Source organism: Streptomyces triticagri (assembly GCF_003429565.1).
Classification (GTDB): Bacteria; Actinomycetota; Actinomycetes; order Streptomycetales; family Streptomycetaceae; genus Streptomyces; species Streptomyces triticagri.
The window spans coordinates 1-23,927 of record NZ_QUAK01000092.1; the positions used below are offsets into that span (position 1 = coordinate 1).

The following is a 23,927-nucleotide window of genomic DNA, read 5'->3' on the forward strand; positions in this document are numbered from 1 at the left end:
GGCGTCGGGCGCCGCCCGGCCGCCGCGGCGTGCGGTGCTCCGCGAGGGAGCGCCGGGCCGACCGGGCGGCCAGCAGGGCGAGTCCGAGGGCGCCAAGGACGGCCAGGCACACCGACATGGGATCCATGCCCGTCGTCGAGTGGCCCTCGGAGTCCGGTGCCGCGGCCCCACGGGGGAGGAGGTCGTCGGCGGCGGTCGCGACGGCGCCCGAGGCGTCCCCGGCGTGCGCGCCGGCACCGGAGGAGGCCGCGGCGTGCGCGCCGGCATCGGAGGAGGTCGCGCCGTCCAGATCGGTCGCGGCCATCTGGGCCGCCGGAGCGTGGTGCGCGGTCGCGGCGGTGCGCCCGCCGTGGTCCCGACCCGTCGCATGCTCGCCCGGATGACCGAGCGTGTGCATGGTGACGATGCCGAACAGGAGCGCGGCGAGCAGCAGCAGCCGCGGAGTGTTCGGATGCGTGGGCGTCACGGGCGCCAGGATAGGGCCTCGCGCGCCCGAGACCCCCGGCGGGCCTCGGCCTCAATCGCCGGAGGGACTCCGGCCGCGCCCTAGGATTCACCCCACTATGTCCCGCTTCGAGCCTTCGCAGTCGTCGCCGTCGGCCTCGCCGCCCCCGCGAACGCCACCCGCCGAACCGCACTCCGCCGAACCGCACCCCGGCAGACCGCTCCGAGCCGCGGACGTCCTCCTCCTGCTCGGCGCGGTCGCCTACAGCGCCTGGCTCACGGAGATGTTCGTCGCGACCGGGCTCGACCCCCTGCGTACCTACGTCAGCGAACTGGCCGCCGAAGGAGAGCCGCTCGGCCGACTGCTCCGGTCGACCGACCTGGCCGCCGGACTGCTCCTGACGGCGGCCGCCGCCACCGCGCTCGCCGCCGGCCGAAGGCCCCGGAGCCGATGGGCCGTCACCGGCCTGACCGCCCTCGCCGTCTTCGGTGCGGCGACCGTCGCGGACTCCCGCGTACCGCTGAGCTGTACGCCCACGGCGGACCCCGCCTGCGCCGAGCGCGAGGCGGCGGGCCTTGTGCCCGGCACCCATGTCGCCCACACGTACACCAGCTCCCTCGCCGTGACCGCCGCGCTCGTGGCGATGGTCGCCCTGACCCTGGCCGTGCGCCGCGGCCGTCGCCGGGACCTCCTGGCCCGCACCGGCCCTTGGATCGTGGCGGCCGAACTGGCCGCCTCCGCCTGGACGCTGGCGTCCGTCGCGGCCTTCGAAGCGGGCGACGGCACGTGGCTCCTGGGGCTCGCACAGCGCCTGCAGGTGCTGCTGATCGCCCTGTGGCTCGTCCTGTTCGCCCGCTCGCTCGCCAAGGGGGCCGCCCCGTGAGCGCGTTCGTGCGGATCGGTGGCGTGCCCCACCACGTCGTCGTCCAGGGGCACGGGCCGGTGTGCCTGCTGTCGGGTGGCCTCGGCCAGTCGTGGTTCGACTGGGACGCGGTGACGCGGCTGCTCGCGCCGCACCGCACCGTCGTCCGCTTCGACCGGCCCGGGCTCGGACTCAGTGCCCACGCGCGCGTGGCACCCTCCCTCCTCGGCGAGGCCGACCGCATCGCGCGGGTGCTCGACGCCTGCGGTGCGGCCGGACCGGTCACCGTGGTCGGACATTCGCTCGCCGGCCTGCACTGCGAGGCCTTCGCCCGGCTCAGCCCCGAACGCACAGCGGCCCTGGTCCTGGTGGACTCGAGCGTCGAGGAGGGCGCACGGCAGCGTCCCGCCCCGGCCCTGCGCACGGGTGTCACGCGCGCGTGCGGCACGCTGCTCGTCGCCGCCGGACTGCCGGCCGCCCTCGGCCCGGCACTGCGCCGCGCGGCCGTACGCCTGTCCCGCACCGGAGGCGGAGATCCCGCCCCGCGCGACCTCGTACGCCGGGTGTACGGCACCGGCCGAACCACCCGCGCGATCCTCGCCGAGTACGCCGGCTACCGGGACGTCGCCGCCCAACTGGTCGGCGTACGAAGGCAGTTCCCGCTGCCCGACGGGCTGCCCGTCACCGTGCTCGCGGCCGGAGCGGGCCGGCGCTGGCTGGAGCGGCAGATCTGGCTGGCCCGCACCCTGGACGCACGCCTGCGCATCGCGTCACGCTCGGGCCACCTGGTGATGCTGGACCGTCCGCAGGATGTGGCCCGCGCCGTACTCGATTCGGGGGCGGCCGGGTCGGCTCACCGCGAGCCGCCCTGCGACGCGTAGCCGTACAGAAAGGCCCGTACGCCCGCGGTGACCGTCTCCTCGATGCTCTCGCCGGGGACGGCACGCCCCGCCACGGACGCGGCGCCGGCCGAGACGAGCAGGCTGAAGTGCCGTGCCGCACGGCGTGGTTCGGGAGCGTGCAGCAGGCCGCGGGAGGTCAGCTCGCCGAATCGGAGGGCCAGTTCGCTCTGGACCCGCCGGGGTCCCGCCGCCTGCCACGCCTCGACGGCCGCGGCCGGGATGTGCTCCACCTCCGCCTGGACCTGGCGCACCAGGGCGGAGTGGTCGGCATAGTGCTCCGTGGGGGAGATCCAGTCGGTGCCGAAGGCCACGAGGTCCTGTTCCAGGTCCGTGATCTCGCCCAAGTGGCGTCCGATCAGCGCGATCTGGGCCTCCGCGACCCGGGTCGCGCTCTCCTGGATGACGGTCTCGAAGAGCTCCGCCTTGTCCCGGAAGTGGTTGTAGACGGTACGCGTGGACACCTCCGCGGTACGGGCGATGGTGTCGATGCCGGCCCGGGTGTAGCCGTCCCGGGCGAACACCGTGAGCGCGGCATCGAGGATCGCCCGCCGCTTGGCGAGCACCCCGCCGCGCGGCCTGCCCTTCGTCGCCCGGGCGGTCCCGCTCCCGGACTCGTCCGTATCGCCCCTGGTCATCCCTGGTCCTCCAGTCGATCCATCCACGCGTCTCCATTTTTCTGCATGAAACGTTTTACTTTCTTGCACTTATCGTTGTACTTTACTCGTGTCCGCCGCGGATGCACCGACCGAGGCGTGGACCACGCCAGGACCTGAACAGGACATCAGCAGGACCTCAGCAGGACACGAGAGGGATGAACACCATGATCCGTATCGCCATCGTCATCGGAACCACCCGCCCCGGCCGCCGCAGCCCTACCGTCGCCGCTTGGGCCCATGAGGCGGCGGGCCGGCACCCGGCGGTGAAGGAGGGCCGCGCGGAGTTCGACGTCGTCGACATCGCGGACCACGCACTGCCGCTGCTCGACGAGGAACTCCCCGCCGCCTGGGGCCACTACGCCCACGAGCACACCCGCCGCTGGGCCGAGCGGATCGCCGGCTACGACGGCTTCGTCTTCGTCACACCCGAGTACAACCATGCGCCCCCGGCCGCCCTGAAGAACGCGATCGACTTCCTCGCCGCCGAATGGCACAACAAGGCCGCAGGATTCATCAGCTACGGCTCGAGCCTCGGCGTGCGCGCCGTCGAGCAGCTGCGCACGATCCTGGGCGAACTGCGGGTCGCGGACGTGGCCTCCCAGGTGGCGCTCTCGGCGTTCACCGACTTCACCTACGCCGACGAGACCGACCCGAGCACCTGGACCTTCACCCCCGCCGCCCACCAGGAGGCAGCCCTGGAAGAGCTCTTCGGCGACGTCGTCGCATGGGCCGGCGCCCTCGCCCCGCTGCGCGCGGCCCCGGCGACCGTCGCGGCGTGAAGCGGTCCGCGCGCACCGTGCGGTCTCACCCCTTGCGCGCTGCCGCGCCCCGCTTCTTCAACAGATCGGCCATCAGGTCCAGTTCGGACTTCTGGGCGTCCACCATTCCCTCGGCCAGGGACCGTTCGACACCGACCGTGCACCGCTCGACGCAGCCCCGCGCCATGTGCACCCCGCCCTTGTGGTGCTCGGTCATCAGCTGCAGATAGAGGATCTCGGCCGCCTCGCCCTTCGCTCCCGCCAGGCGGTCGAGTTCGCTCTTCGTGGCCATCCCCGGCATCAGCGAGCCGTCCGCCTCCGCCCCCGGTGAGTGCTCCATGCCCATCCACTTCATCGGCTTGTCCGCGGTCACCTTCGGCAGGTCCCACAGGTCGAGCCAGCCGAGCAGCATGCCGCGCTGATTCGCCTGTGTGTTGGCGATGTCGTACGCGAGGCGCCGTACCTCCTCGTCGTCGGTGCGGTCCCGTACGACGAAGGACATCTCGACGGCCTGCTGGTGATGGACCGCCATGTCGCGGGCGAACCCCGCGTCGGCCGGGCCGGGCGAACCGGCGCTGGCGGCGGCCGGCCCCGCGTCGTCCGCACCGGTGTCCGGGTCGCCCGCGAGCGCCGCAGTCCCGCCGACCGCGGCGGCCAGTACGACGGTGGCGCAGACCGCGGCCCACCCGGAACGCCTCACTTCCCGACACCCCCGGTGCACGCGGCACCCGGCTCCGGGGTCTGCTTGCCCTGCACGTACTTGCCGAAGAAGCTCTCCACGCGCGGGTCGGCCGCACCGTCCACGGTGACCTGCTTGCCCCAGGCGCTGAGCATGATGGCGCCCTTCTGCTCGGCGACCGGGCTCATCAGCGAGTACGGCGTGGCCTTCACCTTCGCCTCGAGCTTCTTCAGATCGCCCTTGGACGCCTTGTCGTTGTACGTGACCCAGACCGCGCCGTGCTCGAGGGAGTGCACGGCGTGCTTGTTCGGGATCTCCTCGGTGTACACGTCACCGTTGCAGTTCATCCAGACCTGGTCGTGGTTGCCGCCCACCGGAGGAGTCATCGGGTAGCTGACCGGCTTGGTCACATGGTCGCGGCCCAGCTTCTTCGCGTCCCAGGACTTCTCGTCCGCGATCGGCTTCTTCGCGGCCTTCTCCCGGTTCTTCTGCTCCGTCTCGACCGCCGCCTGCTCCTTGTCCTTCTTGTCCTGCTCCTTGAGGAAGAGGTACGACCCGAAGCCGACGAGGCCCGCCACCACCGCGGTGCTCGCGACGATCGCGATCAGCCGGTTGCGGCGCTCCCGTGACTGCTCCGCCCGGCGCATCTCCTCTATGCGGGCCTTGCGGGCGTTCGAACCGGACTTGCTTGAACTCATGGCGTGTCCTTCTGGAGGGGGACTGGCTCGGAAGGGGACAGCAGGGCGGCCGGACGGGCAGCGTGCTGATCGTAGTGGCCCGCAGGATGCCCCGGGCCAGGGGGAGTGCGTAATCTGGCGGAAACCCCGGGTCGTGATACTGGAGCCCTCACCCGCAGCCCGCCCGGTGTGCACAGGCCGTCTGAACTGCAAGGATGTAGCTATGGACAAGCAGCAGGAGTTCGTGCTTCGCACACTTGAGGAGCGCGACATCCGGTTCGTGCGGCTGTGGTTCACCGACGTACTCGGCTTCCTCAAGTCGGTCGCGGTGGCCCCCGCCGAGCTGGAACAGGCCTTCGACGAAGGCATCGGATTCGACGGCTCCGCGATCGAGGGCTTCGCGCGGGTCTACGAATCGGACATGATCGCCAAGCCGGACCCGGCGACCTTCCAGATCCTGCCGTGGCGGGCGGAGGCCCCCGGCACCGCCCGGATGTTCTGCGACATCCTGATGCCGGACGGCTCCCCGTCCTTCGCCGACCCCCGTTACGTACTCAAGCGGGCGCTCGCCAAGACCTCCGACCTCGGATTCACCTTCTACACCCACCCCGAGATCGAGTTCTTCCTGCTCAAGGACAAGCCCGTGGACGGGACCCGGCCGACTCCCGCGGACTCCTCCGGCTACTTCGACCACACCCCGCAGAACGTCGGCATGGACTTCCGCCGCCAGGCGATCACCATGCTCGAATCCATGGGCATCTCGGTCGAGTTCAGCCACCACGAGGGCGCCCCCGGCCAGCAGGAGATCGACCTGCGGTACGCCGACGCGCTCTCCACCGCGGACAACATCATGACGTTCCGCCTGGTGATGAAGCAGGTCGCGCTCGAGCAGGGCGTCCAGGCCACCTTCATGCCGAAGCCGTTCTCGGAGTACCCCGGCTCCGGGATGCACACCCACCTCTCCCTCTTCGAGGGCGACCGCAACGCGTTCTACGAATCGGGCGCCGAGTACCAGCTCTCCAAGGTCGGCCGCTCCTTCATCGCCGGTCTGCTGCGGCACGCCGCCGAGACCTCCGCGGTCACCAACCAGTGGGTGAACTCGTACAAGCGCATCTGGGGCGGCTCCGAGCGCACCGCCGGCGCGGGCGGCGAGGCCCCCTCGTACATCTGCTGGGGGCACAACAACCGCTCCGCCCTGATCCGCGTCCCGATGTACAAGCCCGGCAAGACCGGTTCGGCCCGAGTCGAGGTCCGCTCGCTCGACTCCGGCGCGAACCCCTACCTCTCGTACGCGCTGCTGCTCGCCGCCGGCCTCAAGGGCATCGAGGAGGGCTACGAGCTCCCGCCCGGCGCCGACGACGACGTGTGGGCGCTCTCCGACGCGGAGCGCCGCGCGATGGGCATCGAGCCGCTGCCGCAGAACCTGGGCGAGGCCATCGCCCTGATGGAGCGCAGCGAACTCGTCGCCGAGACCCTGGGCGAGCACGTCTACGACTTCTTCCTGCGCAACAAGAAGCAGGAGTGGGAGGAGTACCGCTCCGAGGTCACCGCGTTCGAGCTGCGGAAGAGCCTGCCGGTGCTGTGAGGCGCAGGGCGCTCCCCGCTCGGACGGGGAGCGCCGTCACGCGGCCGCCGGGACCAGGGTCGGACATGCGGGCCCGAGGACGTCGCGGTAGCCGGTGAGCCAGCTGGTGCGGTGCCGGTCGACGGGGGCGTCTCCCCCCCCAGGCCCGCCGGATCAGGGTGTTCGCCCGCATGCGCGCCCGGCCACATCGCGGCCGGCTCGGCTGGCGCGGGAGTGCGCTGCCAGAAGGCCTCGCCGAGCAGGACACGGCAGCCCGGGCGGACCAGGCGCCGCAGGGCGTGCAGCGCGGCCGGGCGAGGCCGCGCGCCGCGGCGTTCGCCCGGCCGCGGGCCAGATGCTCGCCATTGAGATCGATCCCCACACCCGTCGCCCCGTCCACCGCCGCCCGTGTCCGGAGCATCAACTCGCCCCAGCCGCACCCGATATCGAGCACCGTCGCCGGCCGGGCGAGGGCGAGCCGCGCGACGATCCGCCGCGCCCGCTCCTCGGAAAGCGGCCCGTGGAAGGCGAGCCTGGTAAGCCGCGGAGGGAGATCACTGGGGGGCAGGGAGCGCAACGGTAGGGCGTGCGGGGCGGGTGGGGGAGTGGCGCACGGCGCTCACGGTGCCGCTTGCTGGTCGTCGTCAGTTCGGCGTCAGTTCGTCGTCAGGGCCGCGGTGATCTGGCGGGTGGTCGCCGCGGCGATACGGGGTTCTGCAGCGGCGTACGCGGTGTAGGCGGTGAGGCCGGTGGTGAGGGCCCAGGCGCGGCCGCGGGTCCAAGTGGCGTCGTCCACACCGAGAGTGGCGCGGAAGACGGCGCGGCTCCCGGCAGACATCAGGGTGTACGCGATGGTCAGATCGCAGGCGGGGTCGCCGATCCCGAGTCCGCCGAAGTCGATGACGGCGTTGAGCCGGCCGTCGACGGTCAGCAGATTCCCGGTGTGGAAATCGCCGTGGTACCAGACGGGCGGGCCCTGCCACGGCGGCGTGCGCAGCGCCTCGTCCCACAGACCGGTCATCGCGGCGGCGTCGAAGACCCCTGCCGTCGCGGCGATGGCGGCGCGGGTGGCGCGGTCGCGGCGGGCCAGCGGTGCCGGGGCGAGGTCCGGCCGGGTGGCGAGCATCGCGGCCTCCTCGGGTGCGAACTGCTGCAGCGCCAGGAGGAATTGGGCAAGCGTGCGGGCGGCTTCGAGCGAGTCGCCCAGGGTCTCCACGGTCGCCACCTCGCCGTCGAGCCAGCGGGTGACCGCCCACGGCCACGGATAGCCGAGGTCCGGCTCGCCCACGGCGACCGGCTCCGGGATCGCCAGCGGCAGCCGCGGTGCGAGCCGCGGCAGCCACTCCGCCTCCTTGCGGGCCTGGCCGATCGCACCGGCGTGCCGGGGCAGTCGTACGGAGAGCTCGTCGCCGAGCCGATGGATCACGTGATCGGAGCCGGCCGGGTGGAGGTGGCTCAGCGGCAGCCCGGACCACTGCGGGAACTGGCGGTCGATCAGCCGTCTGACGAGGCCGGTGTCGATGTGCGGGCGGGTGTCGGTGGTGCGGTCGGTGGCGCTCCGAGTGGTCAAGCGCGGCTCCTGCCGTGGTCGGGTGGCGCGCGGTGGGCTGCGCCCGGGACATCACAGCGTGCCCGTGGCGGAGCTGTCACCCGATTTCCGGCGCGTCAGAGCCTCCGCAGCCAGTCACCCAGAGCCGCGAAGTCCTGTGCGGTCAGGCCCAGTCGGGCGTCCACCCGGTGGAGCAGCGACGGACCGGTGTGGTGGGCCCGCACCCAGGTCCGGTCCACGTCGCGGATCTCGTCGTCGACCCAGACGAACGGCCGTCCCGCGGCCCACGCCACCATCGCCGGAACCTTCCAGTGCGGGGCCGCGCGCCCGGGTCCGTCCTCTGCCTGTGCATCCGGCTCGTCGAGCACCGGCAGCCGGGGCAGCCCGAGCAGCGGCGCGATGCTGTCGTTCGCCTCGTCCATCCACGTCGTCGCCCACACGAGCTCGCACGGCAGGGCCGCGAGCCCGGCACCGAGTGCGGGATCGAGCCTGGCGAGCAGCGGGTTGGCGGAATCGTCCGCCGATTGCGTACCGAACAAGGGGTCGTGCCCGCCCGGCAACTGCTCCGCAGCCGCACCGAACGGGATCAGCGGACCGTCGACATCGAGGAAGAGCAGCGGGCGGCCGGGGAAGCCAGGCGCCCCGCCGCCCGCGGCGGACGCCACCGTCAGATCGCGCTGCGCAGCGGCTGCGAAGCCCGTACGCGGTACTCCTGGATCGCCCAGCCGTTGCCGTCCGGGTCCTTGAAGTACATGAACGTCGCACCGTCCGTGTCGCCGTACGACACCGGCTCGGTGACCTCGAGCCCGCGCTCCGTCAACTCCTGGTGCGCGGCCTTGATGTCGGCCACGCACAGCTGCATGCCCTGGTACGAGCCGGGGGCCGGGGTCGGGCCGTCCATCGTGTCCCAGATGGTGTCGCTGAGTGCGATGGAACAGCCCGAACCGGGCGGCGTCAGCTGGACGATCCGCATGCCGGGCATCACCTCCTGGTCGATGTCGACATGGAAACCGACTCTGTCGCGGTAGAAGTCCCTGGCCCGGTCGACATCGCTGACGGGGAGCAGCATCACTTCGAAGGTGTAGTCCATGGTCCGTCCGTCTCCTTGGGTACGAGGTGCTCGCCGGCCGAAGCGCCGGCGGGTCTGGCCGAGGTGCCGGCCGGCCTCCGGCGAAGTCGCCCCTGCCGTAGCCGAAGGCCGTGGCCGGAGCGACCGCGAAGACCAGCGAAGTCCACCGTCTCCCGCGAAGGCCTCCGCACGCATCCGGAAACCCCGAACCCGGCCGCCCGGGCTGCTGAAGCGCCCGTCGGGTTCGGCGGGCGGATCGCCACCGGGCATCGCGCCTCCCAGCGGTCCGGGACCGATGGCGCCTACGGGAGGCCGCCGCACCCCCCCCACGCCCGCCGGCCGCCTTCGTCGAACCTGTCGGTGCAGACCGACCCGCGTCCGCCCCGGCTCCGGCAGACACCCGCCACGCCTCCGGCGGATAGGCTCGGACCCGTCGCGGGCGCGGCGGCCGGGCGAGTTCGACGAATTCGTCGATACGGCGCGACGCGAACGCCCCGACCGGACAGGAGGCCCAGATGACAGCGCCGGGGCGCCGGAGCAGCACCTTCACCCGCCTGCTGCGGCACGGCTTCACGGATCCGTCCACCGCGGCCCGACTCCTGGAGAGCCCCGAACTGGCCGGAGTGAGTACCGACCCGGTGCTGCTCGACGCGCTGGGCGCGACCGCCGACCCGGATCTCGCACTGCTCAGCCTGGTGCGCCTGGTCGAGGCGCAGCCCGAGGACGACCGCAGGGCCCTGATCGACACCCTGATCGCCGCGAAACCGCTGCGCGACCGGCTCCTAGGCGTGCTCGGAGCCTCCGAGGCGCTCGGCGACCACCTGGCACGCCACCCGCGCGACTGGCACGCCCTGGTCCGCTACGAGCACGCCGATCTCCACCCGGGCATCGAGGAGTTCGAGAGCGGCCTCGCCGAGGCCGACGATCCGGTCTCGCTGCGCGTCGCCTACCGACGCTGTCTGCTGTCCATCGCGGCGCGTGACGTCTGCGGCACCACCGACGTCGCCCAGACCGCCGCGGAGCTGGCCGACCTCGCCACCGCGACCCTGCGCGCCGCCCTCGCCATCGCCTCCGCCGCGGCCCCCGAGGACGCGGCCGCCTGCCGGCTCGCGGTGATCGCCATGGGCAAGTGCGGCGGCCACGAGCTGAACTACGTCTCGGACGTGGACGTCATCTTCGTCGCCGCGCCGCCCGAGGGCGCGGCGAGCGCCGACGAGACCAAGTCCCTGCAGGCCGCCGGACGGCTCGCCGCCCACCTGATGCGCATCTGCTCCGACACCAACATCGAGGGCACCATCTGGCCCGTCGACGCCAACCTCCGCCCCGAGGGCCGCAACGGCCCCCTCGTGCGTACCCTCTCCTCGCATCTCGCGTACTACCAACGGTGGGCCAAGACCTGGGAGTTCCAGGCCCTGCTCAAGGCACGCCCGGTGGCCGGCGACAGTGAGCTCGGCGAGGAGTACGTGGCGACCATCGCGCCCCTGGTCTGGCAGGCGGCCGAGCGGGAGAACTTCGTGCCGGACGTGCAGCGGATGCGCCGCCGAGTGGTGGACAACATCCCTGCCGCCGAACTCGACCGCGAGCTCAAGCTGGGCCCCGGAGGCCTCAGGGACGTCGAATTCGCCGTCCAGATGCTGCAGTTGGTGCACGGCAGGTCCGATCCCTCGCTGCGCAGCGGTAGCACCCTCGAGGCCCTGCAGGCACTCGCGGCCGGCGGCTACGTCGGCCGCGCGGACGCCACTCGGCTCGACGAGGCGTACCGCTTCCTGCGGGCGATGGAGCACCACATCCAGCTCTACCGGCTGCGGCGCACCCATCTGGTGCCCGACGACGAAGCCGATCTGCGGCGCCTCGGCCGCTCCCTGGGACTGCGCACCGACCCGGTGGCCTCGCTCAACCAGGCGTGGCGCAAGCATGCCGCGGTGGTCCGCCGGCTGCACGAGAAGCTCTTCTACCGGCCGCTGCTCGACGCCGTGGCCCAACTGGCACCCGGCGAGATCCGCCTCTCCCCGGACGCCGCCCGCGAGCGCCTCGTGGCACTCGGCTACATGGACCCCGCCGCCGCCCTCCGCCACCTCGAGGCGCTGGCCTCCGGGGTGAGCCGGAAGGCCGCGATCCAGCGGACGCTGCTCCCGGTGCTGCTCGGCTGGTTCGCGGACTCGGCCGATCCGGACGCGGGTCTGCTCGGCTTCCGCAAGGTCTCCGACGCGCTCGGCAAGACGCCCTGGTATCTGCGGCTGCTGCGCGACGAGGGGGCCGCGGCGGAGAACCTGGCGCGGGTGCTCTCGGCCGGCCGGCTCGCCCCCGACCTGCTGCTTCGCGCCCCCGAAGCGGTGGCGCTGCTCGGCGACCCGAAGGGCCTGCTGCCGCGCGACCGCGCCCACCTCGAGCAGGAGATCCTCGCCGCGGTCGGCCGCGCGGACGACGCCGAACAGGCGGTCGCCGCGGCACGCGGTGTCCGCCGCCGCGAATTGTTCCGCACCGCGGCGGCCGATCTGATCGGCAGCTACGGTACGGAGGGCCCGGCACCCGACGGCGAGGCGCACCCCGCGCAGGAGCCGCCCGGACACGTCGGTTCCGAGGAGCCGGCCGACCCCGGCGACCTGGTCGACCTCGTCGGGGGCGCGGTCTCCGACCTGACCGCGGCCACGCTCGCCGGCACGTTGCGCGCGGTGGTGCGCGCGGGCTGGGGCGATGAGCTGCCGACCCGTTTCGCGATCATCGGCATGGGCCGCTTCGGCGGCCACGAGCTGGGATACGGCTCCGACGCGGACGTCCTCTTCGTCCACGAACCCCGCGAAGGGGTCGACGAACAGGAGGCCGCGAAGGCGGCGAACGCCGTCGTCGCCGAGATGAGCAGACTGTTGCAGATCCCGAGCGGCGACCCACCGCTGCTCATCGACACCGATCTGCGCCCCGAGGGCCGCAACGGCCCGCTGGTCCGCACCCTCAAGTCGTACGCGGCGTACTACCGGCGCTGGGCACAGGTCTGGGAGAGCCACGCCCTGCTGCGCGCGGAACCGGTGGCCGGCGACGCGGATCTCGGGCGGCGCTTCGTCGATCTGATCGACCCGTTGCGCTACCCGGTCGAGGGGCTCGGGGACGACGCGGTCCGCGAGATCCGGCGGCTCAAGGCCCGCATGGAGGCGGAGCGACTGCCACGGGGTGCGGATCCCACGCTGCACGCGAAGCTCGGGCGCGGTGGCCTGAGCGATGTGGAGTGGACCGTACAGCTCTTCCAGTTGCAGCATGCGTGGGCCGAGCCGGGGCTGCGGACGACCAGGACCCGGGAGGCGCTGGCCGCGGCGTGCGCTGCGCGGCTGATTCCGGGGGAGGAGGCGGAGATCCTCGACGAGGCGTGGGTCCTGGCCACGCGGGTGCGGAATGCGGTGATGCTGGTGCGGGGGCGGGCGGGCGACACGTTTCCCTCGCATACGAGGGAGCTGGCTGCGGTCGGGAGGTATCTCGGCTACGAGCCGGGGACGGTGGGCGAGATGATCGACGACTATCGGCGCGTCACGCGCCGGGCGAGGGCGGTCGTCGAGGACCGCTTCTACGAGTAGCCCGTCCGGCATCATCTTCGCGTCCTACGTCGGCCCCGTCCGGCGTCATCATCTCGTCCTACCTCGGCCCGTTGGGCCACGTTCAGCCCGTCCGGCATCATCAGTTCGTCCTACGTCGGCCCGTCGGGCACCTTCAGCCTGTCCGGCGTTTGAGGACATCTTTCAGCCGGTCCGGCGTTTGAGGACGAGGCCGTTCAGGCCAATATCAAGCCCGTCCGGCGTTTGAGGACGAGGCCGCCAGGCCGATGCCTGGAACCGCAACGGCCCTGAACGGGCCTTGTCCTCAAACGCCGGACGGGCTGAAAGATGCCCTCGATCGCCGGACGGGCTGAGATTTGCCCGGGACGGGCTGAAAGATGTCCTCAAACGCCGGACGGGCTGGAGGGTGCGCCGGACGGGCTGGAGGGCGTACCGGTCGCACGGGGAGAGGCGGCGGTCGCGCGGGGAGAGGTACCGGTCGCACGGGGAGACGTGCCGGACGCACGGGGAGACGTGCCGGACGGCGGCGGCGCCGCCGAGGGCCCGGGAGTGATGCCGGACGGGCTGACGCGGGGCAACCGGTGTGGAAGCACCCCGTACCACACCCTCACCGCCGCGAACCCCGCGGCAAGGCAGAGGACCCCGCCCACCGCGTCGAGCCAGAAGTGGTTCGCCGTGGCGACGATGACGACCAGCGTCGCGACCGGGTACAGGAGCCCCAGGATCCGTACCCACGGCAGCTTCGCCAGGGCGAAGACCATCAGGCCGCACCACAGCGACCAGCCGATGTGCATCGACGGCATCGCCGCGTACTGGTTGGTCATCTCCTTGAGGTCGCCGGAGGCCATCGAGCCCCAGGTCTGGTGGACGACGACCGTGTCGACGAAGTCCGGGCCGCTCTCCATGAGCCGCGGCGGCGCGAGCGGGAAGAAGTAGAAACCGACCAGCGCGATCCCGGTGGTCACGAACAGCACCGTGCGGGACGCCGCGTACCGCCCGGGATGGCGGCGGTAGATCCACACCAGGACGCCGATGGTGATGATGAAGTGCAGCGTCGCGTAGTAGTAGTTCATGCCGACGATCAGCCATGTCACCGAGTCCACGGCCTTGTTGACCGAGTGCTCGAAGGCGAGGCCGATGCTGTGCTCGGCCTGCCAGATCCAGTCGGCATTGCGCATGGCCGCGGACTTCTGCTCCGGCACCGCATTGCGCACCAGGGAATACAGCCAGTAGCTGACCGCGATGAGGGCCAGTTCGTACCAGATGCGGGGGCGGCCGGGGGTGCGCAGACGGCGCAGCACGGTACGCGCCGTACGGTGCTCCTTGTCGCCCCCGACGCCGGTGACGAGTCGGATGTCCTCGTCTCCGGCTTCCTTGACGGGTGACGGGCCGGCGGCCGTACGGCCTTCCGCTGCGGTCACAGTCGTCTCACCCATGAGGAAGAAGTCTGCCAGATTCCCGTCTTCGCCTGATCATCCCTCGGTTGGGTCCTTATCGCATGTTCTACACCCTGGGGACGAGCCGGACATCGGGGTTGCCCCCGGGCTGCTCTCAGGGCCCCGGCCCGGGCGCCCCGCGTACCCGTCCCGCGGCCGAGGCGGTGGAACCGCGGACCACCAGCTCCGGCAGGAAGACGTACTCGCTGTGCGGTGCCGGCGTGCCCGCGATCTCCTCGAGCAGTGCGCGCACCGCGGCGAGCCCCATCGCGGTGACCGGCTGCCGGACGGTCGTGAGCGGAGGGTCGGTGAACGCGATCAGCGGGGAGTCGTCGAAGCCGACCACCGACACCTCGTCCGGCACCGCGAGCCCGCGCTGCCGCGCCGTCCGTACGGCACCGAGTGCCATCAGATCGCTTGCGCAGACGATCGCGGTGCAGCCCCGGTCGAGCAGTGCGGCGGCCGCGGCCTGTCCGCCCTCCAGGCTGTACAGCGAGTGCTCGACGAGGAGTTCGGCCTCCGCGGGGTCGATGCCGCGCTGTTCGCGCAGGGTGGTCACGAACCCCTCCAGCTTCCGCTGGACCGGTACGAAGCGCTGCGGGCCGAGCGCGAGTCCGATCCGCTCGTGCCCGAGGGACAGCAGGTGGGTCACCGCGAGCCGCATCGCCGCCCGGTCGTCGGGGGAGACGAACGGCGCCCGCACCTCGGGCGAGAAGCCGTTGATCATCACGAACGGGACGCCCTCGGCGCGCAGCCGGTCGTAGCGCCGCATGTCCGCCGTGGTGTCCGCGTGCAGCCCCGAGACGTAGACGATCCCGTCCACGCCGCGGTCGACGAGCATCTCGGTGAGCTCGTCCTCGGTGGCGCCGCCCGGGGTCTGGGTGGCCAGGATCGGGGTGTATCCCTCGCGGGTCAGGGTCTGCGCGACGACTTGGGCGAACGCCGGGAAGATCGGGTTCTCCAACTCTGGTGTGAGCAGCCCGACCAGGCCCGCGCTGCGCTGCCGCAGCCGTACCGGTCGTTCGTAGCCGAGCACGTCGAGGGCCGCGAGGACGAGCTGGCTGGTGGTGGACGAGACGCCCGGCTTGCCGTTGAGGACCCGGCTGACCGTGGCCTCGCTGACTCGGGCCTGGGCTGCGATGTCGGCAAGTCTCGCGGTCACGGAACGGGACTGTACCGGTCGCACCGGCCGCTTCCCACCGGTCCGGGAGCTTCCGGGCAGAGCGGGCTCCCGCCCGAGTGCCGCACTCCCTTGCAAGATCTTACGAAAGCTGAACTGCCGTGTTTCCTTCCCATGGCCCCTGTGTGTCCTAGGTATTGACCGTGACGAGGGAGGCTTCTACGGTCTGGGGCGCAGCAGCTTGCAGTCATCTTGCTGAAAAATCATGCAAGCTCGCCGAGCTCTGCAAGTACGGCAAGGAAATGTCCAGGCCCGCTCTCCCCCCACGTGCAGGAGGAAACATGGCCAGAAGAACCCTGGCTGCCGCCTTCGCCCTGGCCGCCGGTGCCGCGGCCGCCCTCGTCGTCCCCTCGTCCGGGGCCGAGGCCGCGCCGCCCGGCGACAGCGACGTCACCGCCGTGCTCTTCGAGTGGGACTTCGCCTCGGTCGCCGGGGCGTGCACGGACCAACTCGCCCCCGCGGGCTACGGATCCGTCCAGGTCTCCCCGCCCCAGGAGCACATCGCGGGCGAGCAGTGGTGGACCTCGTACCAGCCCGTCAGTCACAAGATCGCCGGCCGGCTCGGCGACCGGGACGCCTTCAAGAGCATGGTGGACACCTGCCACGCGGCGGGCGTGAAGGTGATCGCGGACTCGGTCATCAATCACATGGCGGCCGGCGCGGGCACCGGCACGGGCGGCACCGAGTACCAGAAGTACGAGTACCCGGGCCTCTATTCGGGCGCGGACATGGACGACTGCCGCGACGAGATCACCGACTACGGGGACCGGGCGAACGTCCAGAACTGCGAACTCGTCGGCCTGGCCGATGTGGACACCGGCGAGGACCATGTGCGGACGGCCATCGCCGCCTACCTCGACGATCTGAGGTCGCTCGGCGTGGACGGATTCCGGATCGACGCGTCCAAGCACATGCCGGCCGAGGATCTCGAGGCGATCAAGGCCGAGTTGAGCGATCCGGGCGTGTACTGGAAGCACGAGGCGATCCACGGCGCGGGTGAGGCCGTCTCGCCCGACGAGTACCTGGGCAGCGGTGACGTCCAGGAGTTCCGCTACGGCCGCGGTCTGAAGGACGCGTTCGGCGGCGGGAACCTCGCGGGTCTGCAGAACTACGGCGAGGGCTTCATGGAGTCCGGCAAGTCCGCGGTCTTCGTGGCCAATCACGACACCGAGCGCGGCGGCGACACCCTCAGCTACAAGGACGGCGCCTCCTACACGCTCGCCCATGTCTTCATGCTCGCCTGGCCCTACGGATCGCCCGACGTGCACTCCGGCTACGAGTTCTCCGACGAGGACGCGGGACCGCCCGGCGGCGGTTCGGTGAGCGCCTGCAACAGCGACGGCTGGTCCTGCCAGCACGCCTGGCCGGAGATCTCCTCCATGGTCGGCTTCCGCAACGAGGCGGGCGACACCGCGGTGAGCGACTGGTGGGACAACGGCGGCGGACAGATCGCCTTCGGCCGCGGCGACAAGGCCTTCGTGGCCATCAACCACGAGGAAGGGGAGCTCGACCACACCTTCCAGACCTCGCTGGCCGCCGGTGAGTACTGCGACGTGCAGAGCGGCGATCCGATCACCGTCGACGACTCCGGACAGTTCACGGCGACGCTCGGCGCCCACACGGCACTCGCGCTGCACACCGGCAAGCGCAGCTGCTGACCGCACGCACCGATCCGTACGGCCAGATCCGTACGACGTGATCCGTACGGCCTGACGGTACGGCCGGATCCGTACGACCCGAGCACGGCCGCTCCCTCCCCCGCGCCGTGCTCGGGTCGCCCTCACCCTCAAGGAGCCCCACCGTGAAACGCCCGAAGCCGCGCAGAACCGCGGTGTCCCTCGCAGCCCTTGCGGCGCTGCTCGTCCCGCTCGCGCCCGCGGCCACCGCAGGCTCCCCGGCCCCGGCCGCCGCCGCGAAGGAGGCCGCGGACGACCAGGCCCAGTGGATCGACCGGGACACCGTCGTCTGGCAGGCGCCGGGCACGGGCGACGCCCGCCACCGGCTGCTCTACACCGAGAGCGGTGCCCTCCCGGCGAAGAAGGGCGCACCGGCCGGCGACGGCGTCCGCGCCATCCGGCTCCTGCCGGGCACTCTGAGCAAGGCCCAGCGCGCCAAGTACCCCCATCTGAAGGACCGTTCGGCCTTCCGCGTGGACCCGCGCGACCGCGCCAAGGTCCGCTCCGCGCTCCGCGCCCGGCTGCTCGCCGTCCAGGACACGCCGGGCGAGCCGGTCACCGCCACCACCGAGGTCCAGATCCCCGGTGTGCTCGACGACCTCTACGCCACGAAGGCCGACCTCGGACCCGTCTTCCACCACGGCCGCCCCACCCTCTCCGTCTGGGCGCCCACCGCACGCGACGTGGACCTCGAACTCGACGGCCGCACCGTCGAGATGAAGCGCGACGCCCGCACCGGAGTCTGGTCGGTCGACGGCGACCGCGACTGGCGGGGCAGGAGCTACCGCTATGTCGTACGGGTGTGGGCCCCGAGCGCAGGGAAGTTCGTCACCAACAAGGTCACCGACCCGTACTCCGTCGCCCTGACCGCGGACTCCGAGCGGAGCGTCCTCGCCGACCTCGACGACCGCGCGCTCGCCCCCGCCGGCTGGGACCGGCTGCGCAAGCCGGAGGCCGTGCCGCTGCGCACCGCGCAGATACAGGAGTTGCACATCCGCGACTTCTCCGCGTCCGACCGCACCGCGAGCAACCCCGGCACCTACCTCGCCTTCGCCGACCGCGACAGCCGCGGCACCCGCCACCTCCGCGAACTCGCCGAGGCCGGCACCTCGTACGTCCATCTGCTGCCGGCCTTCGACATCGCGACCGTCCCCGAGCGCGAGCAGGCCACCCCCGACTGCGACCTGGCGTCGCTGCCCGCCGACTCCCCGCGCCAGCAGGAGTGCGTCGGTGAGACCGCCGCCGACGACGCGTACAACTGGGGCTACGACCCGTACCACTACACGGTCCCGGAGGGCTCGTACGCGACCGACCCCGACGGCACCCGCCGCACCCTCGAATTCCGCGAGATGGTCAAGTCCCTCAACTCCGACGGACTGCGCGTCGTCATGGACGTCGTCTACAACCACACCGCGGCGAGCGGGCAGGACAGGACCTCCGTCCTCGACCGCATCGTGCCCGGCTACTACCAGCGGCTCCTCGACGACGGCAGCGTCGCCGACTCCACCTGCTGCGCGGGCACCGCGCCCGAGCACGCCATGATGGGCCGCCTGGTCGTCGACTCGATCGTCACCTGGGCCAGGCAGTACAAGATCGACGGCTTCCGCTTCGACCTCATGGGGCACCACCCCAAGGCCAACATCCTCGCCGTACGCAAGGCCCTCGACGCCCTCACCCCGGCCCGCGACGGCGTCGACGGCAAGAAGATCGTGCTGTACGGAGAGGGCTGGAACTTCGGGGAGGTCGAGAACGACGCCCGCTTCGAGCAGGCCACCCAGAAGAACATGGCCGGCACCGGCATCGCCACCTTCTCCGACCGGGCCCGCGACGCGGTCCGCGGTGGCGGCCCCTTCGACGAGGACCCGGGCGTCCAGGGCTTCGCCACCGGCCTCTACACCGACCCCAACTCCTCGAAGAACAACGGCACCGAGAAGGAACAGAAGGCCCGGCTCCTGCACTACCAGGACCTGCTCAAGGTCGGCCTCACCGGCAGCCTGGCCGACTACACCTTCACCGACACGAGCGGCCGCACCGTCACCGGGGCCGACGTCGACTACAACGGCGCACCCGCCGGCTACGCGGCCGCCCCCGACGACGCCCTCTCCTACGCGGACGCCCACGACAACGAGACCCTCCACGACGCCCTCGCCTTCAAGCTCCCGGCCGGCACCTCCACGGCCGACCGTGCCCGTATGCAGGTCCTGGCGATGGGCACCGCCGCGCTGTCCCAGGGGCCGGCGCTCTCCCAGGCCGGCAGCGACCTGCTGCGCTCCAAGTCCCTGGACCGCAACTCCTTCGACAGCGGTGACTGGTTCAACGCCCTGCACTGGGACTGCCGGGACGGCAACGGCTTCGGCCGCGGACTGCCGCCGGCCGCCGACAACGAGGACAAGTGGCCGTACGCGGCGCCCCTGTTGACCGGCATCCAGGTGCCGGGCTGCGCGGAGATCGAGGGCGCTTCGGCCGCGTACCGGGATCTGCTGAGGATCCGCACCGGGGAGCGGGCCTTCGACCTGCGGACGGCCGGCGAGGTGCAGCGGAAGCTGTCCTTCCCGCTGTCCGGCAAGGACGAGACGCCCGGCGTGGTCACCATGCGCGTCGACGGTCTGGTGGTGGTCTTCAACGCGACGCCGGAGCGGCAGGAGCAGCGCGTGACCGGCCTCGCCGGGTCCCGCTACGGGCTGCACCCCGTGCAGCGCTCCGGCGCCGATCCGGTGGTCAAGGACGCCTCGTACGACGCGGATACGGGGACGTTCGGTGTGCCGGCCCGGACGGTGGCGGTGTTCGCCGCGGACGGCCGGTGATCCGGGGGCCGTCCGGGGGGTGACAGTCTCCGGGCGGCCCGTCGTCAGCCGGCCGGGGCGAGGGCGGCGAGCCGGACCAGCAGGTCGCCGAACGGCCCGTCGGCCGGCTCGTCGCCGAGCACGCGCCGCAGTATGCCGGCCATCTCCTCGTCGTAGGCCGCGCTGACCGCGGCGAGCGCCGCGAAGTCGTGCACCAGCTGGAGCTCGAGCTCGGCGCGCGGCACCCGGCGGCCGTCCAGCCAGATCAGGGCCGTGGACTCGGCGAGCGACACCCAGGAGCGGACGACCAGTTCGAGCCGGGCCGGCGGCTCGGGCTGCTCCAGATGGGAGATGATCTCCTCGTACGCGGCCTGGCGGACCGAACCGATCAGGGCGTTCGTCGCCGGCGTGCCGGTGAGTGTCGTACCGCCGCCGCTGGGCAGCACCGCCGGGCCGCCGCGCATCAGCGCCGAGAACCCCGGTCCGTGCTCGTCCACGAAGTCGAAGAACCGTCCCATCACCCGCAGCAGCCGGGCGCCGAGCGGCCCCTCGTGCGGCTCCACGAACCGGCCCGCCAGATCGTCCGCCGCCTTGCGCAGGGCGGCTTCGTACAGGCTGAGTTTGCCGGGGAAGTAGTGGTAGACGAGCGGCCGCGAGATGCCCGCGGCCGCGGCTATCTCGTCGATGGACACCTCGTCGGGGGAGCGGTGGCTGAACAGCTCGAGCGCCACGGCGATCAGCTGCTGCCGCCGCTCCTCGACACCCATCCTGCGGCGCACCCCGGTCGTCATACGAACACCCTAGCGGCCACCCGGGGGTGGTCCGCAGCACAGGTCGCTCACAGGTCGAGGACCAGGCGCCCGCCGCGCGCGCGGGAGACGCACAGGAGCATGGAGTCCGTCCGCTCCGCGTCGTCGAGCAGTTCGTCGCGGTGGTCGATCTCACCCTCGACGACGCGCTGTTGGCATGTCCCGCAGAAGCCCTGCTCGCAGGAGTACGGCAGATCCGGCAGCTCGGCGCGCACCGCGGCGAGGACCGTGGAGTCGGCCGGCACCTGCACGGTGCGCCCGCTGCGCCGCAGTTCGACCTCGATCGGCTCGTTCCCCTCGGTGGCGGCCGCGGGTGTGAAGCGCTCCAGATGCAGCGGGCTGCCGGCCGGGAGCACCGCGGCCACCGCGTCCATCAGGCCCTCCGGACCGCAGCAGTACACCGCCGTGGCCGGCGGCACGGCGTCGAACAGGCCGCTCAGGTCCGGCAGTCCCGCCTCGTCCTGGGGGACGACGGTGACCCGTCCCCGGCCCGCGTCCAGCTTCTCGATCTCGGTGAGGAACGGCATCGACGCGCGCGTGGAGCCCCCGTACAGGAGCCGCCAATGCGCGCCCGACGCCTCGGCCGCGCGGAGCATCGGCCACAGCGGGGTGATCCCGATGCCGCCGGCAACGAACACATAGGCGTGCGAGGGCACCAGTGGGAAGCGGTTGCGCGGGCCGCGCACCTCGACCTCGGCGCCCTCGTGCAGCTCCTCGTGCAGTTCGCGCGAGCCGCCCCTGCCGTCCGCCACCAGGCGCGCGGCCACCGTGTACGAGGACACCCCGAAGGCGCCCGCCGGGCCGGGCTCCCCGCACAGCGAGTACTGCCGCATCCGGCCCGAGGGGAGCAGCACGTCCAGATGGGCGCCGGGCTCCCAGGCGGGCAGCTGCGCGCCCGGTGAGCGGGATTCCAGGCGCAGTTGGACGACCCCGTCGGCGATCGTCTCGCGGGAGGCGACCGCGAGGCGCATGGCACGCGCGCGTGGCCGGCCCGAGACCGGTACCTCGAGCGCGGGCAGCGGCCACAGCGGCGAGCGGGCGATCCGCCGCCGCAGGGCACGGCGGGCGAGCAGCGCGGCCCCGGCGACGGCGGCCGCCGTACGCAGTCCCGGCATCAGCCGACCCCCTTCTCGCGGGCCTCGGCGGCGGTGGCCGCGGGCGAGCTCGCGAGGTACGCGGCGGCCTGCCGGGTGGACCCCTCCTGGGAGGGGTGGTACGAGCGCGACAGATAGCGCGGGATGGAGCGCGCCATGGACCCTGTGGTGGGTAGTACGCCCTCGCGGCCGCGCTCCATGAAGGTGCGCATCGACACCCGGCGGTCGGTCAGCGTCGGGTCGTTCGCCATGAAGAAGCGGGTGCCGCGCTGCCAGAGGAAGACCAGGGCGCCGAAGGCGGTGGCCCAGGTGCGCATCCGCCGTGCGTACGAGCCGTCCACGTGCATGAAGAGCTCGAAGGCCACCGAGCGGTGCTCGACCTCCTCCGCGCCGTGCCAGCGCAGCAGGTCGAGCATCGTCGGATCGGCCTGCCTGCGGTCCAACTCGTCCGCATTGAGCACCCAGTTGCCCAGGAACGCCGTGTAGTGCTCGATGGCGGCGATGGTCGCGACGCGCTCCATGAGCCACCACTTGCGGGCCCGGCCCGGCGGCAGGGTGCGGTCGCCGAGCAGCTTCTCGAAGAGCCAGTCGACCTGTGCGGTGTACGGGGTGGGGTCGAGGCCCTGCTCCCGCAGATGCGGCAGCACCTCGTCGTGCGCCTGCGCGTGCATGGCCTCCTGGCCGATGAACCCGATGACGTCGGCGCGCAGATCGTCGTCCTTGATGTACGGCAGGATCTGCTTGTAGACGTGCACGAACCAGCGCTCGCCGGCCGGCAGCAGCAGATGCAGCACATTGATCGTGTGGGTGCTGAACGGATCGCCGGGAATCCAGTGCAGCGGCGTCTCGTCCCAGGCGAAGGAGACCTGCCGGGGCTTCAGGGCTGTCTGCTCGGACGCGACGGGCTGCGGCAGCCGGGCCTGCGTATTAGACATGCTGTCAATGTACTGAGGGGTAAGCGCTCGGCGCACCCCCTGTGCAGCGGAATTCCTGCGGGACCGCACCTCAGGGAATGTCGCGGAATGTCGCGGACCGGCCCCCAACTGCCTCAGCGGACCGGCCCCCAACTGCCTCACCTGAGTGCCGAGATGGCCGAACCGTCCGAGAGCGTGCCGCGCAGCGACGCCGTCGCGCCCTTCTCGGTGCGCACCGCGAGCAGCCCGCCGCGGGCCGAACCCTCGGCGTCCCCGGCCGCCGTCACGGTCGCCAGCTGGCGGCTCCCGCCGGCCAGCACGTACCAGCCGCCCGCTCGCGACTTCCACAGCACTCCTGCCAGCACCCGCGGCTGCCGGGGGCCGCAGGCCGGCGAGTCCTGGGCCCTCGCGGCGATCGCCGCCGGGCCCTCGCCGGGCGCCTGGAACTGGGCGAGCGTGCGCGATCCGGTGCCCCGCCAGGTCTCCGCCCGGGTGCACACCCAGGTCGCCGAGCCGTTCGCCTCGGGCAGCCGCTGGGTGGCGTACGCCCAGGAGTTGACCGAACGCACGCCGTGCGAGCGGACCGTGGCGAGCAGGCACGCCGTCCGCGACCACTGCTGCCGCTCCGCCGCACCCGAGACCTCTCCCGGCGCCTCGGGGCGTCCCGAGGTCAGTCGGGCCGGGGACAGCTCGCCGAGGTCGGTGAGCAGCCGGGTGGCGCCCCGTTCGCGCACCTCCAGGGCGGTCCAGGAGGTGCAGTCCCGCTGCTGTACGGGGCTGGCGAGCGGGCCCGTCACGCCCTGGTCCGACACCGCGAGCGGGCGGGCGCCGCCGGAGGGCTTCAACAGGTCCCGCACCGCGGCCGAGCGGACCCAAGGGGCCGTCAGATAGCGGACGTTGCTGCGGCCCCTGCCGACGATCACCGCGCTCGCCGAATCCTCCTCGGCGTGGTCCACGCGCGCGAAGTCGAGGGCGACCGGACCCCCACCGGCCCGCGGCTCCGCGTACCGGGCGATCCGCAGGCCGTCGTGCAGGACCACGACTCGGCTGTCGCCCAGCCTTCCCGCGTAGAGCAGTCGGGCCGGCCCGGGCGGCGGGCCCGTCGCCGTGCCGGGCGTGTGGGACGTCCGCACCGAGCCGTCCGGCCGTACCCAGGCGGTCAGGGCCCGGCCCAACAGGTCCTGGTCCTCGGTGAGTTCACCGCGCGCGGGCCACACCGAGAAGTCCCGGCGCGCGGCCTGCTTCCAGTCCCCGGCGCCGGCCCTGGCCAGCCGGCCGGGGTCGAGGGCCGCCTCGGCGGCCGGACCGGTCGCATGCACGGCCGGCGCGTCG

At 72.3% G+C, this 23,927-nt stretch carries 18 protein-coding genes and 3 pseudogenes; 7 read left to right on the forward strand and 14 right to left on the reverse strand.

Going from position 1 to position 23,927, the window contains the following annotated elements:
- A partial coding sequence (locus DY218_RS17150; protein ID WP_128556928.1) for a hypothetical protein occupies nt 1–466 on the reverse strand: 466 nt, incomplete at its 3' end.
- Nucleotides 467–563: 97 nt separating this feature from the next.
- Between DY218_RS17150 and DY218_RS17155 the strand changes: the two genes are divergently transcribed.
- Together DY218_RS17155 and DY218_RS17160 are read left to right on the forward strand one after the other, a co-directional pair.
- The gene (locus tag DY218_RS17155) at nt 564–1,328 is read left to right on the forward strand and encodes a DUF998 domain-containing protein (RefSeq protein ID WP_128556929.1); all 765 of its coding nucleotides are present in this window, start codon (nt 564–566) and stop codon (nt 1,326–1,328) included.
- Nucleotides 1,325–2,188, forward strand: a complete 864-nt coding sequence (locus DY218_RS17160) for an alpha/beta fold hydrolase (protein WP_128556930.1) — start codon at nt 1,325–1,327, stop codon at nt 2,186–2,188. Before DY218_RS17155 ends, DY218_RS17160 begins: the two co-directional genes overlap by 4 nt.
- On the opposite strand, the gene DY218_RS17165 is transcribed toward DY218_RS17160, so the two are convergent.
- A complete protein-coding gene (locus DY218_RS17165) occupies nt 2,161–2,844 on the reverse strand; it encodes a TetR/AcrR family transcriptional regulator (protein ID WP_128556931.1) in 684 nt (227 codons plus the stop codon). The two genes, DY218_RS17160 and DY218_RS17165, sit on opposite strands and share 28 nt — an antisense overlap.
- 185 nt (nt 2,845–3,029) lie before the next feature.
- Between DY218_RS17165 and DY218_RS17170 the strand changes: the two genes are divergently transcribed.
- A complete protein-coding gene (locus DY218_RS17170; RefSeq protein WP_128556946.1) occupies nt 3,030–3,644 on the forward strand; it encodes an NADPH-dependent FMN reductase in 615 nt (204 codons plus the stop codon).
- Between the two features lie 25 nt (nt 3,645–3,669).
- Here the strand turns inward: DY218_RS17170 and DY218_RS17175 are convergent, their stop codons facing one another.
- Nucleotides 3,670–4,323 carry a DUF305 domain-containing protein gene (locus DY218_RS17175; protein ID WP_128556932.1) on the reverse strand — a complete coding sequence of 218 codons (654 nt, stop codon included), beginning with the start codon at nt 4,321–4,323 and terminating at the stop codon, nt 3,670–3,672.
- The gene (locus DY218_RS17180; protein WP_199566765.1) at nt 4,320–5,000 is read right to left on the reverse strand and encodes a DUF3105 domain-containing protein; all 681 of its coding nucleotides are present in this window, start codon (nt 4,998–5,000) and stop codon (nt 4,320–4,322) included. Before DY218_RS17180 ends, DY218_RS17175 begins: the two co-directional genes overlap by 4 nt.
- Before the next feature lie 202 nt (nt 5,001–5,202).
- Between DY218_RS17180 and DY218_RS17185 the strand changes: the two genes are divergently transcribed.
- On the forward strand, nt 5,203–6,564 hold the full coding sequence (locus tag DY218_RS17185) for a glutamine synthetase family protein (RefSeq protein ID WP_128556933.1): 1,362 nt from the start codon (nt 5,203–5,205) through the stop codon (nt 6,562–6,564).
- A gap of 36 nt (nt 6,565–6,600) precedes the next feature.
- Here DY218_RS17185 and DY218_RS17190 read toward each other — a convergent pair.
- From DY218_RS17190 to DY218_RS17205, 4 genes and pseudogenes are all read right to left on the reverse strand, one after another.
- A pseudogene (locus tag DY218_RS17190) lies at nt 6,601–7,111 on the reverse strand (SAM-dependent methyltransferase).
- Nucleotides 7,112–7,198: 87 nt separating this feature from the next.
- Nucleotides 7,199–8,113, reverse strand: a complete 915-nt coding sequence (locus DY218_RS17195) for an aminoglycoside phosphotransferase family protein (protein WP_128556934.1) — start codon at nt 8,111–8,113, stop codon at nt 7,199–7,201.
- Between the two features lie 95 nt (nt 8,114–8,208).
- Nucleotides 8,209–8,757, reverse strand: a complete 549-nt coding sequence (locus DY218_RS17200; protein WP_128556935.1) for an HAD domain-containing protein — start codon at nt 8,755–8,757, stop codon at nt 8,209–8,211.
- A gap of 2 nt (nt 8,758–8,759) precedes the next feature.
- Complete coding sequence (locus tag DY218_RS17205) at nt 8,760–9,182, reverse strand: VOC family protein (RefSeq protein WP_128556936.1); 423 nt, start codon at nt 9,180–9,182, stop codon at nt 8,760–8,762.
- A gap of 494 nt (nt 9,183–9,676) precedes the next feature.
- Here DY218_RS17205 and DY218_RS17210 point away from each other — a divergent pair, with 494 nt between their 5' ends.
- Complete coding sequence (locus DY218_RS17210) at nt 9,677–12,724, forward strand: bifunctional [glutamine synthetase] adenylyltransferase/[glutamine synthetase]-adenylyl-L-tyrosine phosphorylase (protein ID WP_128556937.1); 3,048 nt, start codon at nt 9,677–9,679, stop codon at nt 12,722–12,724.
- A 362-nt stretch (nt 12,725–13,086) separates the two neighbouring features.
- On the opposite strand, the gene DY218_RS17215 is transcribed toward DY218_RS17210, so the two are convergent.
- Together DY218_RS17215 and DY218_RS17220 are read right to left on the reverse strand one after the other, a co-directional pair.
- Nucleotides 13,087–14,139 (reverse strand): phosphatase PAP2 family protein, encoded by a 1,053-nt coding sequence (locus DY218_RS17215; RefSeq protein ID WP_128556938.1) that lies wholly within the window; start codon nt 14,137–14,139, stop codon nt 13,087–13,089.
- A gap of 115 nt (nt 14,140–14,254) precedes the next feature.
- Nucleotides 14,255–15,301 carry a LacI family DNA-binding transcriptional regulator gene (locus DY218_RS17220; RefSeq protein WP_199566766.1) on the reverse strand — a complete coding sequence of 349 codons (1,047 nt, stop codon included), beginning with the start codon at nt 15,299–15,301 and terminating at the stop codon, nt 14,255–14,257.
- 299 nt (nt 15,302–15,600) lie between these two features.
- Between DY218_RS17220 and DY218_RS17225 the strand changes: the two are divergent.
- Nucleotides 15,601–16,974, forward strand: a pseudogene (locus DY218_RS17225) (alpha-amylase); the annotation flags it as partial.
- Between the two features lie 146 nt (nt 16,975–17,120).
- Nucleotides 17,121–19,799: a pullulanase-type alpha-1,6-glucosidase gene (pulA, locus tag DY218_RS17230; RefSeq protein ID WP_325052004.1), complete on the forward strand. Its 2,679-nt coding sequence runs from the start codon at nt 17,121–17,123 to the stop codon at nt 19,797–19,799.
- A gap of 44 nt (nt 19,800–19,843) precedes the next feature.
- Here pulA and DY218_RS17235 read toward each other — a convergent pair whose 3' ends face one another.
- From DY218_RS17235 to DY218_RS17250, 4 genes and pseudogenes are all read right to left on the reverse strand, one after another.
- Nucleotides 19,844–20,569, reverse strand: coding sequence for a TetR/AcrR family transcriptional regulator (locus DY218_RS17235; protein WP_128556942.1), 726 nt, complete (start codon nt 20,567–20,569; stop codon nt 19,844–19,846).
- Between the two features lie 47 nt (nt 20,570–20,616).
- The gene (locus tag DY218_RS17240) at nt 20,617–21,702 is read right to left on the reverse strand and encodes a PDR/VanB family oxidoreductase (protein ID WP_128556943.1); all 1,086 of its coding nucleotides are present in this window, start codon (nt 21,700–21,702) and stop codon (nt 20,617–20,619) included.
- The gene (locus DY218_RS17245; RefSeq protein ID WP_128556944.1) at nt 21,702–22,616 is read right to left on the reverse strand and encodes a metal-dependent hydrolase; all 915 of its coding nucleotides are present in this window, start codon (nt 22,614–22,616) and stop codon (nt 21,702–21,704) included. Before DY218_RS17245 ends, DY218_RS17240 begins: the two co-directional genes overlap by 1 nt.
- A gap of 137 nt (nt 22,617–22,753) precedes the next feature.
- Nucleotides 22,754–23,927, reverse strand: a pseudogene (locus tag DY218_RS17250) (hypothetical protein); the annotation flags it as partial.

Bases quoted from the DNA above. Each gene is read 5' to 3' on its own strand.
- DY218_RS17155 (WP_128556929.1), top strand. From the start codon at position 564: ATGTCCCGCTTCGAGCCTTCGCAGTCGTCGCCGTCGGCCTCGCCGCCC.
- DY218_RS17165 (WP_128556931.1), bottom strand. From the start codon at position 2,844: ATGACCAGGGGCGATACGGACGAGTCCGGGAGCGGGACCGCCCGGGCG.
- DY218_RS17170 (WP_128556946.1), top strand. From the start codon at position 3,030: ATGATCCGTATCGCCATCGTCATCGGAACCACCCGCCCCGGCCGCCGC.
- DY218_RS17180 (WP_199566765.1), bottom strand. From the start codon at position 5,000: ATGAGTTCAAGCAAGTCCGGTTCGAACGCCCGCAAGGCCCGCATAGAG.
- DY218_RS17185 (WP_128556933.1), top strand. From the start codon at position 5,203: ATGGACAAGCAGCAGGAGTTCGTGCTTCGCACACTTGAGGAGCGCGAC.
- DY218_RS17205 (WP_128556936.1), bottom strand. From the start codon at position 9,182: ATGGACTACACCTTCGAAGTGATGCTGCTCCCCGTCAGCGATGTCGAC.
- DY218_RS17210 (WP_128556937.1), top strand. From the start codon at position 9,677: ATGACAGCGCCGGGGCGCCGGAGCAGCACCTTCACCCGCCTGCTGCGG.
- DY218_RS17215 (WP_128556938.1), bottom strand. From the start codon at position 14,139: ATGGGTGAGACGACTGTGACCGCAGCGGAAGGCCGTACGGCCGCCGGC.
- DY218_RS17235 (WP_128556942.1), bottom strand. From the start codon at position 20,569: ATGACGACCGGGGTGCGCCGCAGGATGGGTGTCGAGGAGCGGCGGCAG.
- DY218_RS17240 (WP_128556943.1), bottom strand. From the start codon at position 21,702: ATGCCGGGACTGCGTACGGCGGCCGCCGTCGCCGGGGCCGCGCTGCTC.
- DY218_RS17245 (WP_128556944.1), bottom strand. From the start codon at position 22,616: ATGTCTAATACGCAGGCCCGGCTGCCGCAGCCCGTCGCGTCCGAGCAG.